This is a genomic window from Ralstonia pickettii, from assembly GCF_001699815.1.
In the GTDB taxonomy this organism is placed as follows: Bacteria; Pseudomonadota; Gammaproteobacteria; order Burkholderiales; family Burkholderiaceae; genus Ralstonia; species Ralstonia thomasii.
This window is the reverse complement of sequence record NZ_MCGB01000037.1, coordinates 1-13,539: the sequence shown is the minus strand read 5'-3', so window position 1 is coordinate 13,539 and position 13,539 is coordinate 1. Positions and strand designations below refer to the sequence as shown.

The window sequence follows — 13,539 nt, the reverse complement described above, 5'->3', positions numbered from 1 at the left end:
AAAAACAACCGGCTGCGGCGCAGGCACCGCGGTTGCGTGTCTTGGGCGAAACCGCGCTTCCGGCGCGGTGTCCAGTTCACCAACCAGGGGTCAATCATGAAAGCGGTTGTATTCCACGGCATCGGCGACATTCGTCTGAGAGACGTGCCCGAGCCGACACTGCGCGAGCCCACCGACGCCACCGTGCGCCTGAGGGCCAGCGCCATCTGCGGGACGGATCTGCACTTCGTATGCGGCACCGTGGGCCGCATCCTCGGCCACGAAGGCGTGGGGAGGGTAGTGGAGGCGCTCGGCGACGATCTGCGCAATCTGGCGGTGGGCGCGCCGATGGCGGGAGCGCTCGATGCCTGCCTCGCCTTCGATACGCGCGAGCCAGGCCGGTTGAAGGTCAAGCTTGACCCGCACGCGACTGACGGCGCTCGCACGCCCCGCGCCTCGCGCGCATGAGCCGGGCGCTGCACGATCGCGTCGCGAGCCTCGGCCCGGTGCTGGTGATCTCGCCGCACTTTGACGACGCGATCTTCTCGTGCGGTGCGTTGCTGGCGGCGCATCACGGCAGCCGCACGGTCACGGTGTTTGGTGGCGCGCCCGAAACTCCGGTCTCAACGACCTGGGACCAAGAAGCGGGCTTTGCCGATTCCAACCAGGCGGTGGCCGCTCGCCGGCTGGAAGATGCGCAGGCCCATGCGCAGGTCAGCGCCACGGTGCATCACCTCGGTTTTTGCGACAGCCAGTACGGGCAAACGCCCACCGTGGCCGAACTGGAGCGTGCCTTATACCGGCTGGTGGAAAGACGCACGGCAGATGCGGTGTTCGTACCGCTGGGGCTGTTCCACAGCGACCACGTACTTGTGCACGAAGCGGCGCTGATGCTGCTGCGCAAGCTGCCGCAGCGGCTCTGGATCGGCTATGAGGACGCGCTGTACCGGCGTGGGCGCGGTGCCGTGCAGGACCGCATCGTTGCGCTGGCCGCGCAGGACATCGTGGCCACGCCGGTATCGCCCCTCACAGCCGTCGATGGCCGTCAGAAGCGTCGCGCCGTGGCCTGTTACGCCAGTCAGCTGCGCGCGTTCGGCCCCGGCGGCGTGGAAGACCTGCACCAGCCCGAACGTTTCTGGCTACTGGAACCCAAGCAAGGAGAACCCGATCATGCAACCGCTGGATGACGCCCGCAGTGCGCAGGCACCGTGTTCCGTCGTCGTGCTGACGTACAACCGTGCAGCCACCGTGCTTGAAACGCTTGGCAACCTCGCCGCGCTCGATGAACCGTGGCCCATCGTGGTGGTGGACAACGGCTCGACCGACGGCACCGCCGATCAGATCGCCGCGCGCTTTCCCGACATCACACTCGTCCGGGTGCCGCGCAACTACGGTGCGGCGGGTCGCAACTTTGGCGTAGCGAGCATCGATACGCCTTACGTGGCTTTCTGCGATGACGACACCGCGTGGTTGCCCGGTTCGGTGGCACGCGCGGTGGATGTGCTGCAGCGGTATCCGTCGGTGGGCGTGGTAGCGGCGCATGTCGTGGTCGGGCCCACGCGGCGCGACGACACGGCGTGCGAGCCCATGGCCACCAGCACGCTGCCTTCCGACGGCTTGCCGGGTCCCGCACTGCTGGGCTTCATGGCCGGCGCCTGCGTGGTCCGCACACGCGCCTTTACCGAGGCCGGCGGCTACCGGCGCGACCTTTTTATCGGCGGTGAAGAAAGCGTGCTCGCGCTCGACTTGGTCGACGCGGGCTGGCGCATCGTCTACTGCAGGGAGGTGGTCACGCACCACAACCCATCGCCGGTGCGTGATGTGACACAGCGGCGTGCACTGCTGGCGCGCAACGAGTTGCTGAGCGCCTGGCTGCGGTTGCCGCTGGATCTCGCCTGGCGAGTGACGGGCCGCGCCATCCGCGCGATGGCCGAACAGGGCGTGCTGGCGGAGGCGTTGCCCGCCGCGCTGGTGCGGCTGCCGCGCACCTTGCTGCATCGGCATACCGTGCAGCCGACGACCGTGGCGCTGTGGCGGCAGATGGATGCTGACCGCCAGCGCCGCCGCGCCATCCCCACACTGTCGATCGGCTAACCCGATTTCAGAAGAGCGCCCGCGAAGGCCGAGGTCAGGCCAGCGCGGGCATCGGCGCCAGGAAGAACTGCTGCCGGAAATACTCCACCGTACGCGCCAGCCCGACTTCAAGCGCCGTGCGGGGCTCCCAGCCAAGCGCCTCGCGGGCGAGGGTGATGTCGGGGCAGCGCTGCGTCGGGTCGTCTTGCGGCAGCGGGTGGAAGACGAGTTCCGACGTCGAGCGCGTGCAAGCCACAATCTGCCGCGCGATGTCGAGCATGCTCATTTCTACCGGGTTGCCCACGTTGACCGGTCCCGAAAAATCCGCCGGCGTGTTCATCAAGCGCACCAGCGCGTCGATCAGATCGTCCACGTAGCAGAAGGCGCGTGTCTGGCGGCCATCGCCGTAAAGCGTGATCGGGTCGCCGGCCAAGGCTTGCATGATGAAGTTGGAGACGACGCGCCCGTCGTTCGGGTGCATGCGCGGGCCGTAGGTGTTGAAGATGCGCGCCACCTTGACGTCCAGGCCATGCTGGCGGCGGTAGTCCATGAACAGTGTCTCAGCGCAGCGCTTGCCTTCGTCGTAGCACGAGCGCACGCCGATCGGGTTGACGTTGCCCCAGTAGCGTTCGGTTTGCGGATGTTCATGCGGGTCGCCGTACACCTCGCTGGTGGAGGCCTGCAGAATGCGTGCGCCTACCCGCTTGGCCAGCCCCAGCATGTTGATCGCACCGTGCACGCTCGTCTTGGTGGTCTGCACGGGGTCGTGCTGGTAGTGGATCGGTGAGGCCGGGCAGGCCAGGTTGTAGAGGTCGTCCACTTCCACATACAGCGGAAAGGTCACGTCGTGGCGCAGCACCTCGAAGCGCGGATGGCCAAGCAGGTGGGCGATGTTGCGCTTGGTGCCGGTGTAGAAGTTGTCGACGCACAGCACATCGTGCCCGTCGCGCAGCAGGCGGTCGCACAGGTGCGAGCCGAGAAAGCCCGCGCCGCCGGTGACCAGCACGCGGCGCTGGTCGCGCCAGTGGTGGTGCGGCTCGGGGTGGCCGGGGTGGTGTGCGTCTCCGTGGTGTCTCATGCCGCCTCCTTCTTGTTTTCCATGACGGTGGCAAACGCGTCCAGCCAATCGGCGACGAAGCGGTCGATGCCGAAACGCGTGCGGGCCGTCTCGCGTGCTGCGTCGCCCCAGCGGCGGGCCAGGGCCGGATCGCGCAGCAGCGTCTGCATGACACCGGCCAGCGCTTCGGGGCTGGTATCGACGTAGCCGTTGTGGCCGTTGCGAATGACCGTGCTCATCTCCGTGGTGGCCAGGCCGACAATCGGCATGCCGACGGTCATGGCTTCCACCACCGCCAGGCCCAGGCTGGTGTAGCGGATGGGGTTGAAGAAGAAGCGGTAGCGCGCGCAGAAGGTGGGCAGGTCGAGGTTGCCCACTTCGCCGATCCCGCCCGCCGCTTCCGCGCCCATACCGACCAGGTCAAGCGGCACGTGTTGGCGCAGCGACTGGAACACGTCCGCACCCAGCCGGCGCCCCCGCTTGTGCAGGTGGTTCACGACCACGATGCCGCGCTCCAGCTCGCCGGTGTAGCTGGCCGGCACGGGCAAGTGCACACCGTGCTCGATCACGCGTGCCGGGGTGATGCCGCTGTCCCACATCAACGCATTGAACGGCGTTACATGCACCAGCAGCACGTTCGGGTCTTGCACCCAGTGCCGTGTATTGGTGGGGTGTTCCTGCGGCGGATCGTGTTCGAGATAGATCGTCGGCAGCGCCCGCTGCGCGGCACTGAGCACCGACAGGCGATCGTCTTCCCACTGCGCGCGGGACTGATACAGCACCGCATCGAAGTGCTGCCCGGCAACGGCATCGAACGGTACTTCGTGCACGTTGTCACCCCAGGGCAACACGCCGACCTTGCCCGCATAACCCGGCGGCACGCGGCCTGAGGCATCGGGCGGCCGCGTCACGAGATAGAAGTCGTGCGGCACCTGCGACAGGTAGTACAGGTAGTTGCCGTGCACGTGCCACGTCAGGATGCGCAGGCGTTCTCGCGTGGGGTGGGTCATGAGGTCGAATTCTCGATCGTGTGCGATGCGGTGGGAGCGTCGGCGGCTTGCGGTGCATGCGATGCGCGCAGGTGCAGATCGGGGTCGAACAGCGCGGCATACGCGGCGTCGAGCAGTTCGTGCACCGTCACATCGCGCGCGCATTCGTGCCCGGTGGGGCACGTCCAGTGCATGCAGGGCCGGCATGGCGGATGCGCGGCCAGCACGCGGTGCAGCGTGCGGTCTGCCGGCGCCCAGCGCTCCACGTCGCTGCCGCAGGCAATGACCAGGCTCGGCGCCCGCACCGCCGCCGCCACGTGCGACACGCCGGTGTCGTTGCAGATCAGCAGGCGCGCCAGCCGCAGCAGCGCAGCAAGCCCGCCAAGCGAGGTTTGCCCGACCACCGAGGCCGCACGCTGGCGCATGTGGCTGCGGACCTCTTCAACGAGCGCCGCCTCCGAAGGCGCACCCGTGATCACCACATGAAAACCGCTGACGATGAGCGTGTCGGCCACCGCAGCAAAGCGCTCCGGCCACCAGCGCCGCGTGGGCATGCGCGCGCCGGGGTGCAGGCAGACCAGGCGGTCGCGGTCCAGCGCGTGGTGGCGCAGCAGGGCAAGCGCTTCGGCATAGTCGTCGCGCATGAGCGGAAAGTCGGGCGTGGCCGGCACGGCCGGCGCCCCCAGGTGATTAAGCAACGCCAGCAGGCGCTGCGCCTCAGGCAACTGCGTCGGCCACGGGAGCAACCCCGGATCCGGCTGCCGCGGGATCACGCCATTGGGTTGGAATCCGAACACATGGTGCGCACCAAACTGCCGGACCACTTCCGTCGATTGCGGTCCGCTGCCGTGCAGCTGGATGGCGACATCCAGGCAGCGTGCCCGCATGCCGGCATAGAACGCGTGTGTCGCCTCTGCATCGCCAGGCCCGGCTTCCGGAAAGCCGTCGCCGCCCGGTAACGCGACAAAGTCGTCGAGCAGATCGGCATAGCGCTCTTGGAACTGGCGCGCCCACGGCAGGCCCACGAGCGTGATGTGCGCCTGGGGCGCGGCGGCCCGCAAGGCGTGGAGGGCGGGCACGGCGCACAGCATGTCGCCGAGTTGCAAGGCGCGAAAGACGGCAATGCGGCGCGCGCCGCGCAAAAGTTCAGCAGCGGGCGTCATAGGAACCAGACCCGGAAATGCCACGCACCGCGCAAGCGCCAGTACAGCGCGAGCGGCGGGATGGCGATGGACGTCCAAAACATTTCCAGCACATGCCGCGCGGTGTGTGCGGTGCCCCGCAGCCGCATGGCGGTGAAGCGCAGCGTGAGTGCCAGCCACACCACAGCGGCCGCAGCGGCCACCCAGGGCAGGTGCGCGGCCAGCGCGGCCACTGCAACCACCACGGCAGCCCCCACGCCGTAGTAATGCCACGGCGGCACCGGCCGGATGCGCGTGCGGTAGAGCGTGGGGTGCTTCTTGTAGAGCAGCGCGTCGTAAAACACCTTGCGCTGCTGCGACACGCTCACCCCCCAAGGCGCCGGCCGCACCGGGTGGTGCATCAAGGCGCGCGGCGCCTGCACGATGCGCCCGCCTGCATCGAGAATGCGGAACTGCAGGTCGGAATCTTCCCGCCACGCGAGCCGGAAACGCTCGTCAAAGCCGCCGACGCGCTCCAGCACCGCGCGCCGTACAAAACAGTTGGCGGTGACGAATTCGGCTCGGGTGAGGCCGCTGGCATCGCGCTCGTAGTCCGTCGGACGCTCGGGCAATGGCATGCGGACTGCGCCGGTGGCGGCGTCGGGCGGCTGGTCGCTCTCAGGGCCACTGGCGCCCTCGGCAGTGGTCATGATGCGCCAGCCTTCCGCGAGCCACGTGGGCGCCGGAATGGTGTCGTCGTCGGTGAAGGCGACGATGTGACCGGTGGCGGCGCGCCAGCCGCGGTTGCGTGCGGCGGCGGGGCCCTGCGTTTCGCGCACAGGCACGTACTGCACGCGCCAGCCGGGGGACGCTGCGGCAAAGCCGTCCACGACCGCGCGGGTGGCGTCGTCCGGGCCGTCGTCTGCGACGACCAGTTCCACGCGGCGCGCGTCGAACGTCTGCGCCCGCAGGCCGTCAAGGCAGCGTTGCAGCATCTGCGGCCGTCGCCATGTCGCAATCACGACGGACATGGCCGGCGCCCCTTGCACGGGGGTCACCGACGACACGTCAAACGGCATCGGCTGGTTCATGCGACCCCCGCTAGGCCGGGCACGCGCCGCAACCCGTCGACATTGCGTACGGCGCCGTTTTCCTGGGTCTGCGATTGCTCCGGGCGCAGGGCCGTCTTGCGCAGCAGGAACGGCCCGATCACCAGCGCGTCGAGCGGCGATGTCCAGAACGATTCCACCGCATCGCGGGGGCTGCAGACCATGGGCTCGCCGCGCGTATTGAACGACGTGTTCACCAGGATCGGCACGCCGGTGCGCCGCTCGAACGCCGCCAGCAGGTCGTAGTACAGCGGATGCTGGCGCCGGTTGACGGTCTGCACGCGCGCGGTGCCATCAACGTGGCGCACGGCCGGGATCTGCGTGGCGCGGTCTTCCCGCACATCGAAGATGAACAGCATGAACGGCGCGGCCTGCGCACTGACAAACCAGTCAGCGGCGTGTTCTTCCATCACCACTGGAGCGACGGGGCGGAAGTCCTCGCGGTCCTTGATCTCGTTCAGCCGCGCTTGCATGTCGGCGGGGATGGGCGAGGCGAGGATGGACCGCGCACCCAGCGCGCGCGGGCCGAACTCCATGCGCCCCTGGAACCAGCCGATCACCTGGCCCTGCGCCAGCAGCTCGGCGGTCTGCTCGGCGATGTTGTCCAGGCGCTCGAACGGCAGCTTTGACCACGCGAGGAACTGCTCGATCTCTTCATCGGCATACGACGGGCCGAGATAGGCGTGGTCCATTTTCCACAGGCGCTGTTTGTTGCCGCGCGTTTGGTAATCCGTCCACAGCGCGGCACCGAGCGACGTGCCGGCATCGCTGGCTGCCGGCTGCACCCAGACGTTTTCGAACGGGCCGCGGTCGCGGATGCGCGCGTTCATTACGCAGTTGAGCGCCACGCCGCCGGCCATGGCCAGATTGCTTGCGCCGGTGGCCTGATGCAGCCACTGGCTCATCGTCAGCACCGTCTCTTCCAGTACCTGCTGGAGCGAACGCGCAATGTCAAAGTGGCGCGGTTCCATCGGGCCGCCACGCTGTCGCGGCGGGCCGAAACGTTCTTCCAGCCGCAAAGGGGCCACGGTGTAGCGGCCGTCGGTCTCGACCCGCACCATCTCGTGGAATGCGTCGACATAGCGGGGCGCTCCGTACGACGCCAGCGCCATCACTTTGTATTCGTCCGACGAACGCAGAAAGCCCAGGTAGTCCGTCACCTCTTCATAGAGCAGGCCGAGGGAGTGTGGCAGGTCCACCTGCTGCAGGCGTGTGTATTCGCCGTTGCGGAAGAGGCCGTAGGACGTGGTCGCGCGCTCGCCGCGTCCGTCCATCGTGAGCACGGCACAGTCGTCGTAGGGCGCCGCCAAGAATGCGCTGGCCTCGTGCGCCAGGTGGTGCTCGACAAAAGACCAGCGGAACGGCCCGGTGTGCTTCACGTTGGCGAAGCGCGCCCGCAGATGATGCGGCGCGCCGTCGGCCAGCTGGCGCGGGGCGTTCAGCACGTACGACAGAAACAGCGGATCCCACGGCGCGGCGCCGGGCGGCAGATCCATTTGCGCCGACGGCTGCAGTGGCAGCGCGATATGCGTCTGCGCCTGCAGGTCGGTCAGCAAGGCCGGGTCGAGCGAGTAGGCGACCTGGTCCACGCGCGCCAGGTCGATGCCGGCCTCGGCCAGGCAGTAATCGATGGCGTGATACGGCAACTGCCAGGTGGCAAACGGCACCGGCCGCTTGGCGTGCTTGACGTGCGTGAAGCGTTCGTCTTCAGCGGCGGCAATCACCACACCGTCACGCACCAGCGTGGCGGAAGAGTCGTGATACGCCGCGTTGATGCCGAGGGTGTAGAGCGGTTTGGCTTCCATGCGAGGCTCCATCAATCGGTTCAGTCAGTACAGGTCAGGGTCATGGGCAAACTCAAGCGACCGGCGTCGGCGCGTTCGACGCCGCTAGCGCAGCGGCAGCGGGTGCGGGCCACAACGCCCGCGCCACGCGCGACGACTGCCATAACGGGTGCGCCGCCGCGACGACTTCCTCTTCCGTCACGCCGGTCAGACACGCCTGATGGCCGAGCGGGCACACGCTGCGGTAGCAATAGCGACACGGCACCTGATGCGAGAGCACCGCGTGCGGCACGGCCCACGGCGTGTGCTGGGGATTCGTCAGCGCGTAGAGATCGACCACCGGTGTTTGCGTGGCCGCCGCCAGATGCACAGGGCCGCTGTTGTTGGACACCAGCAGCGCCGCACCTTCAATGAGCGCCGCCAGTTCCCCCAGCGTGAGCGCTCCGGCCAGGTTCAGCACGCGCTGCCCCGCGATCAGTCCGGGCAGGCACACTTGCTGCACCAGTTCCGCTTCGGCCGGCGCGCCGGTCACCAGCACCGGACACCCATAGCGGTTTGCGAGCGTGCACGCGATGTGCGCGAAGCGATCGGGCGGATAGCGCCGCGACGCGGCGGTCGCGCCCGGATGCAGCACGATCCACGGGGTATCCGTAGTGACGCCTCGCTCGGCCAGCTTGGCGCGCACGGCGTCGCGGTCAGCCGGGCGGACGTCGAAGCGCAGCCGATGCGGCAGATGTGCGGCCTCGTCGGTCACGTGCTGCACGAGGTCCAGCTGGCGGCGCACCTCGTGGCGTACGTCGCCGGGCGCAGTGGCGGTAATACGTGCATCGGGGTCGGCAATCCAGTCGGACAACAGCGCGTACGGGTTCTCTCGGCAGTGCGCAAGGCGCAGCGGAATGGCCGCCAGGAAGCACAGCATGGCGGCCGGCAACGGGTTCTGCGTGTGTACGGTAAAGATGACCGCCGCGTCGAATGCGCCGTCGCGCAGGGTGTCGACCAGCGCGCGGGTCTGCTCGGCGTCTGCCGTGTTGGCGTGCTTGGCCCATGGCACATCGCAGACGATCACGTCGTCGATGTCGGACAGGTGTGGCGCCGCCGTGGCCCCCGAGCGCGAGGTCAGCAACGTGAGATGACGACTCGCGCTGCGGGCGCGCTCGTCGGCCTTGAGCGCGTGAAAGGCCGGCGTGGTCATCACCACGTCACCCAGGTTGTCCGGCCGCACGCACAGAATGCGGCTCGCGTTGGCCCACACCGCGCGGCGCTCGGGAATGCCAGCTGCGATCATGCAACCGCCCTCAGGTGCTGCGCGGACGCTGCGGACGAAGCGGCCGGTGCGGGCGACGCTGGCGATACGTACGAAACGTGCGTAAGGTGCCGCGCCTGCTGCGCAATCACGATGGCGGCAGCCTCGTCAAAGCGGCCGACGATATAGTCCGGCACGCGCAGGGGCCCCGGCTGCCACCGGGTTTCGTTGCCGTTGGCGATGAGGATGGTCTGGCAGCCCGCGCGGCGGCCCGCTTCGACATCGTTGAGGATGTCGCCGATCATCCACGAACCTTCCAGCGCGAGGCCGTGCGCGGCGGCGGCTTGGCGCAACATGCCATCGCCGGGCTTGCGGCAGGCGCAATGGAGGCTGCCGTCAGCGGCCGGCGCATGCGGGCAGAAGTAGAAGCCGCCCAGCGTGGCGCCGTGCAGCGCAAACAGCTCGCCGAGCCGCTGCGCCACGCCGTCCAGCGCATGCTCGGGAAAGTAGCCCAGCGCGACACCCGGTTGATTGCTCACCACGATGAGCGGCAAGCCGGTGGCGGCCAGCAGCCGCAAGCCGTCGCCGGCGCCGGGGGCCAAGGCAATGCGCGCGGGGTCGACGTTGTAGGGCACGTCTTCCAGCAGCGTGCCGTCCTTGTCGAGAAAGACGGCCGGGCTCGGCCGCGCCTGCAAGGGCCCGCACATCACGGCCATGACGTCTCCCGCATCGGCAGCACCATCACTTCCGGGATGACCGTCTCGGGTGGTTGCAGCAGCACGAAGCGCACGGCGGCGGCCACGTTGGCCGGGTCCTGCAGGTTGCTCACATCGATATCGGGAAAGCGGTCGAGCAGGAACGGCGTGCGCATGCCGCCGGCAATCACCGCAGAGACCTTGATGCCGTGCGGGCGCAGCTCGGCATGCAGCGCATGCGACAGCCCCAGCAGCCCCCACTTGGTGGCGTGGTAGACCGACGCATTCGGCCACGCGCGGCGCGATGCGGTGGACGCGATGTTGACGATGGCGCCGCTCGCGCGCTTGCGCATCAGCACGCTGGCGTGCTTGGCCAGCAGGAACGGGCCGCGCAGGTTGGTGCGCACCACGCGGTCCCAGTCTTCGACGTTCAGTTCGTCGATGGGCAGCGTGATATCGATGGCCGCGTTGTTGATGACGGCATCCACGCGGCCAAAGCGGTCGACCACTTCATCGAGCGCGCTGCGTACGGCGGCTTCATCGCCCACGTCCAGCGCAATGGCGTGCGACTGGCTGCCCTCGGCGATCAGCTCGGCGGCGGTGCGATCGGCGGTGCCGGCATCGTAGTCGGTGGCGACCACCGTGGCCCCTTCGGCAGAGAGCACGCGGCTGATGGCGGCGCCCAGCCCACGCCCCGCGCCGGTCACGATGATGACCTGGTCGCGCAGCGTGGGTGTGGTGTTGGGGTTCGAGTTCAAATCGGTCTGGGTCATGGCGGCGTGAAGAGGGAAGGGTGGGAAGAAATCCGGTCAGGCTGCGAGCCCTGCCAGCGCCGCAGCGTTGGCGCTGGGCGCGGCATCGGTCATGCGGCCCACGGCGCGCGCGTGGCTGTCGATGGCCTTGAGGTACGCACGCTCGAGTTGCCCCGCCACGCCCAGCCACGTGTAGAGCATGCGGGCGCGCACCAGCCCGGCCTGCCCCAGCTCGCGGCACAGCTCGGGCTGCTGGATCAGTTGCAGCAGCCGTGCGGCCAGCGCTTGCGGGTCTTTTGGCGGGACGAGGAAGCCGGTGCGCTCATGCCGCACGGTCGAGCGGATCCCGCCCACGTCCGCACCGATCACCGCGCGCCCGCACGCCATGGCCTCCACCGGCGTGATGCCGAACGGCTCGTACCACGGCGTGCTGACGAACACATCACAGGCGCTGTACCAGGTGCGCAGATCGGCGCGGCCGCGCTTGCCGACAAAGGTCGTCTGCGCGTGCACCCCGGCGCGCTCGGCAATGGCTTGCAGGCGGCCGAGCTCAGGTGTGGCGGCCACGTCCGGCACGACGGTGTTGCCGCCCACCACGTACAGGCGCACGCGCTTGCGCGCGTCGGCCGGCAGCTCACCGATGGCCTCGATGACGTTGTCCACGCCCTTGCGCGCCACCATGCGGCCCAGTTGCAGCACGACAAACGCATCGGCTGGCACGCCCAGGCGGCGTCGCGCTTGCGCGCGGTCGATGGGCGCAAATTCTCCGGCGTCAAAGCCGCACGGCACCACGTCGATCTGCTCAGGGCGGGCGCGGTAGAGCGTTTCCAGGTCGGCCTGATCCTGCGGGCATTCCGCGATGACGCGGTCGGCACGCTGTACCAGCGTCTCTTCGATCGCGAATCGCGCATCGGGAAAACCATCGGCGCTGCCCTGATGCAACCGGCGCACGCGGCCCAGCGCGTGGAAGGTCATGACCAGCGGCAGGTTCAACCGCGTGGACGCCGCCAGCGATGCCAGGCCCGACATGAAGAAGTTGGCATGGATGACGTTGTAGGCGTCACCGCTGGCCTGGGCGCGCGCGCAGTGGTTCAGCAGGTGGCGGCCAAAGGCATGCATGTGGGGCAGCAGCGCTTCCTTGGGCAGCACGGCAGCCGGCCCGGCCGGCACGTGGACGACACGGCAGCCGCTATCGAACGGCACCACCTCCGGGTCCCACGGACGCTCGCGGCGCGTGAAGACATCGACACGATGGCCCAGCCGTGCAAGCTGGCGCGCGACATCGCGCACGTAGACGTTCTGTCCGCCGCAGTCGACACCGCCCAGGTCGGCAAGTGGCGATGCGTGTTCACTGACCATGGCGATGCGCATGTCGTTTCTCCTCTTATGGCCGCGGCCTGTGTGGTGAGGTGTTCGGAAGCCACGTGCGAAGACCTACAGCAGCCGGCGTGCCATGGCGTGCAACCTTGTGCGGCGGGGCTTCGCGCTGGTGCGTGCGGAGCCGATGCGGGGAAGCGTCTCTCGCTTGTCCGGACAAGCGTTTGCGGGAGGTTGATGCGAACGTCGCGCGTGACCCGTGCACGCGGCGGGCCGCCATGGCGTCACGCGACAGGTGCAGGCCGCAGCCGAAGCGACCGCGCAATTCTTACGTGGAGCGCAAGGAGAAACGGCGCGGCGACGGCATCACGCCTGACGCGCCGCGCATGAAGAGTGGGGCAGGTCAGGCGAGCCGCAGCGTGCCGCCCGTGGCGACAGCGGCCTGTTTGGCGATGGCGCGCAGGCATGCCGCCACCACATGTGCAAAGGCTTCGTCATAGAACGGCAGCGCGCCGCTCACGCCTACCACGATGCCGTCGAGCACGGCGCTGCCCCACAGGTTGGTGTCGCCTGCACGCAGCACGTGCGGGCGCAACGCCTGCAGCGCATGTGTGCTCATGCCGTGCCGCCAGGCCAGCCGTGCCTTGGCGCGCGCATAGGCGGCGTAGTCCGCATCCCATTGCGCGCGGTCGCCCACCGAGTATTCGTAGAGGATGGCCTCGTCGAAGGCACACTCCGCAGGCGAGCGTGCCGGGTCCATCACCACGATGTGCAGGAAGCCGCTGTCGCCCACTTCCTGTGGACGCGTCATCGCCTGCGTGATGAGCGGCAGTGCCATTTCCACCGCGCGGCGCACAGCGTCGGCGCCGGCAAAGTACGACGTGGTCTGCTGCGGTTGTTTCTGCGGTGTCTGCGGTTCCTGCAGTTGCTGGGTTGAGGCGGAAGGATCGAAATCGGCCAGCATGCTTATGGAGACTCCTGAGCTGATTGGAAGGACACGGATGCGTGGGATTCATGCGCCGGCGCACGCCGTGCACGAATGACGCTGAGGATGGCGGTGACCAGCTCGCCGTGCTCGGTCGGCTTGGCCAGGTGCAGCTGGAAGCCTGCCAGCAGGGCGCGCGTGCGGTCTTCCGGGCGGTCATAGCCGGAGAGCGCAACCGCAGGCAGGCGGGCATCGAGCGGCATGTCGCGTTCGCTCTCCAGCAGGCGCACGTTGCGCAGCAGCGCGTAGCCGTCTTCGTCGTCGCCCAGCGCAATGTCGGAGACGAGCACATCGGGCCACGAGTTGGCGGGCGCCGCGCGTAACGCCGCCAGCGTGGCCTTCGCCGTGCCGTAGGCGGTGACGGTGGCGCCGTAGTCTTCAAGCAGCAACTGGAGCATCTCGCAGGCGTCTTCCTGGTCATCGACGATGAGCACG

At 68.4% G+C, this 13,539-nt stretch carries 13 protein-coding genes and 1 pseudogene; 3 read left to right on the top strand and 11 right to left on the bottom strand.

The annotated features are described in order from the left end of the window. Positions 1-96: 96 nt before the first annotated feature. The 3 genes and pseudogenes from BEK68_RS26110 to BEK68_RS06365 all read left to right on the top strand — a co-directional run. Positions 97-321, top strand: a pseudogene (locus tag BEK68_RS26110) (alcohol dehydrogenase catalytic domain-containing protein); the annotation flags it as partial. Between the two features lie 122 nt (positions 322-443). Further along, on the top strand, positions 444-1,166 hold the full coding sequence (locus BEK68_RS06370; RefSeq protein ID WP_004632598.1) for a PIG-L deacetylase family protein: 723 nt from the start codon (positions 444-446) through the stop codon (positions 1,164-1,166). Then, entirely contained in the window at positions 1,150-2,073 is a 924-nt protein-coding gene (locus BEK68_RS06365; protein WP_004632601.1) for a glycosyltransferase family 2 protein, read from the top strand. Before BEK68_RS06370 ends, BEK68_RS06365 begins: the two co-directional genes overlap by 17 nt. Before the next feature lie 34 nt (positions 2,074-2,107). On the opposite strand, the gene BEK68_RS06360 is transcribed toward BEK68_RS06365, so the two are convergent. From BEK68_RS06360 to BEK68_RS06310, 11 genes are all read right to left on the bottom strand, one after another. After that, positions 2,108-3,130 carry a UDP-glucuronic acid decarboxylase family protein gene (locus BEK68_RS06360; protein ID WP_170816370.1) on the bottom strand — a complete coding sequence of 341 codons (1,023 nt, stop codon included), beginning with the start codon at positions 3,128-3,130 and terminating at the stop codon, positions 2,108-2,110. After that, a complete protein-coding gene (locus tag BEK68_RS06355; RefSeq protein ID WP_065851614.1) occupies positions 3,127-4,119 on the bottom strand; it encodes a glycosyltransferase in 993 nt (330 codons plus the stop codon). Before BEK68_RS06355 ends, BEK68_RS06360 begins: the two co-directional genes overlap by 4 nt. Beyond that, positions 4,116-5,261: a glycosyltransferase family 9 protein gene (locus BEK68_RS06350; RefSeq protein WP_065851612.1), complete on the bottom strand. Its 1,146-nt coding sequence runs from the start codon at positions 5,259-5,261 to the stop codon at positions 4,116-4,118. Before BEK68_RS06350 ends, BEK68_RS06355 begins: the two co-directional genes overlap by 4 nt. Continuing rightward, a complete protein-coding gene (locus tag BEK68_RS06345; RefSeq protein ID WP_065851610.1) occupies positions 5,258-6,310 on the bottom strand; it encodes a glycosyltransferase family 2 protein in 1,053 nt (350 codons plus the stop codon). The genes BEK68_RS06350 and BEK68_RS06345 overlap by 4 nt, the downstream gene beginning before the upstream one ends. Beyond that, complete coding sequence (locus BEK68_RS06340) at positions 6,307-8,133, bottom strand: carbamoyltransferase family protein (RefSeq protein ID WP_065851608.1); 1,827 nt, start codon at positions 8,131-8,133, stop codon at positions 6,307-6,309. The genes BEK68_RS06345 and BEK68_RS06340 overlap by 4 nt, the downstream gene beginning before the upstream one ends. Before the next feature lie 52 nt (positions 8,134-8,185). Beyond that, positions 8,186-9,397 (bottom strand): lipopolysaccharide heptosyltransferase II, encoded by a 1,212-nt coding sequence (waaF, locus tag BEK68_RS06335; RefSeq protein ID WP_065851606.1) that lies wholly within the window; start codon positions 9,395-9,397, stop codon positions 8,186-8,188. After that, positions 9,394-10,071, bottom strand: a complete 678-nt coding sequence (locus BEK68_RS06330; RefSeq protein ID WP_024974360.1) for a D-glycero-alpha-D-manno-heptose-1,7-bisphosphate 7-phosphatase — start codon at positions 10,069-10,071, stop codon at positions 9,394-9,396. Before BEK68_RS06330 ends, waaF begins: the two co-directional genes overlap by 4 nt. Then, entirely contained in the window at positions 10,062-10,823 is a 762-nt protein-coding gene (locus tag BEK68_RS06325; RefSeq protein ID WP_024974359.1) for an SDR family oxidoreductase, read from the bottom strand. Before BEK68_RS06325 ends, BEK68_RS06330 begins: the two co-directional genes overlap by 10 nt. Positions 10,824-10,859: 36 nt before the next feature. After that, complete coding sequence (locus BEK68_RS06320; RefSeq protein WP_065851604.1) at positions 10,860-12,173, bottom strand: glycosyltransferase family 4 protein; 1,314 nt, start codon at positions 12,171-12,173, stop codon at positions 10,860-10,862. Between the two features lie 349 nt (positions 12,174-12,522). Beyond that, positions 12,523-13,083 (bottom strand): hypothetical protein, encoded by a 561-nt coding sequence (locus BEK68_RS06315; RefSeq protein WP_024974357.1) that lies wholly within the window; start codon positions 13,081-13,083, stop codon positions 12,523-12,525. Positions 13,084-13,085: 2 nt separating this feature from the next. Beyond that, a partial coding sequence (locus BEK68_RS06310; RefSeq protein WP_139111344.1) for a response regulator occupies positions 13,086-13,539 on the bottom strand: 454 nt, incomplete at its 5' end.

Coding starts and splice junctions, on each gene's coding strand:
- BEK68_RS06370 (WP_004632598.1), top strand. CDS start 444: ATGAGCCGGGCGCTGCACGATCGCGTCGCGAGCCTCGGCCCGGTGCTG.
- BEK68_RS06365 (WP_004632601.1), top strand. CDS start 1,150: ATGCAACCGCTGGATGACGCCCGCAGTGCGCAGGCACCGTGTTCCGTC.
- BEK68_RS06360 (WP_170816370.1), bottom strand. CDS start 3,130: ATGAGACACCACGGAGACGCACACCACCCCGGCCACCCCGAGCCGCAC.
- BEK68_RS06355 (WP_065851614.1), bottom strand. CDS start 4,119: ATGACCCACCCCACGCGAGAACGCCTGCGCATCCTGACGTGGCACGTG.
- BEK68_RS06350 (WP_065851612.1), bottom strand. CDS start 5,261: ATGACGCCCGCTGCTGAACTTTTGCGCGGCGCGCGCCGCATTGCCGTC.
- BEK68_RS06345 (WP_065851610.1), bottom strand. CDS start 6,310: ATGAACCAGCCGATGCCGTTTGACGTGTCGTCGGTGACCCCCGTGCAA.
- BEK68_RS06340 (WP_065851608.1), bottom strand. CDS start 8,133: ATGGAAGCCAAACCGCTCTACACCCTCGGCATCAACGCGGCGTATCAC.
- waaF (WP_065851606.1), bottom strand. CDS start 9,397: ATGATCGCAGCTGGCATTCCCGAGCGCCGCGCGGTGTGGGCCAACGCG.
- BEK68_RS06330 (WP_024974360.1), bottom strand. CDS start 10,071: ATGGCCGTGATGTGCGGGCCCTTGCAGGCGCGGCCGAGCCCGGCCGTC.
- BEK68_RS06325 (WP_024974359.1), bottom strand. CDS start 10,823: ATGACCCAGACCGATTTGAACTCGAACCCCAACACCACACCCACGCTG.
- BEK68_RS06320 (WP_065851604.1), bottom strand. CDS start 12,173: ATGCGCATCGCCATGGTCAGTGAACACGCATCGCCACTTGCCGACCTG.
- BEK68_RS06315 (WP_024974357.1), bottom strand. CDS start 13,083: ATGCTGGCCGATTTCGATCCTTCCGCCTCAACCCAGCAACTGCAGGAA.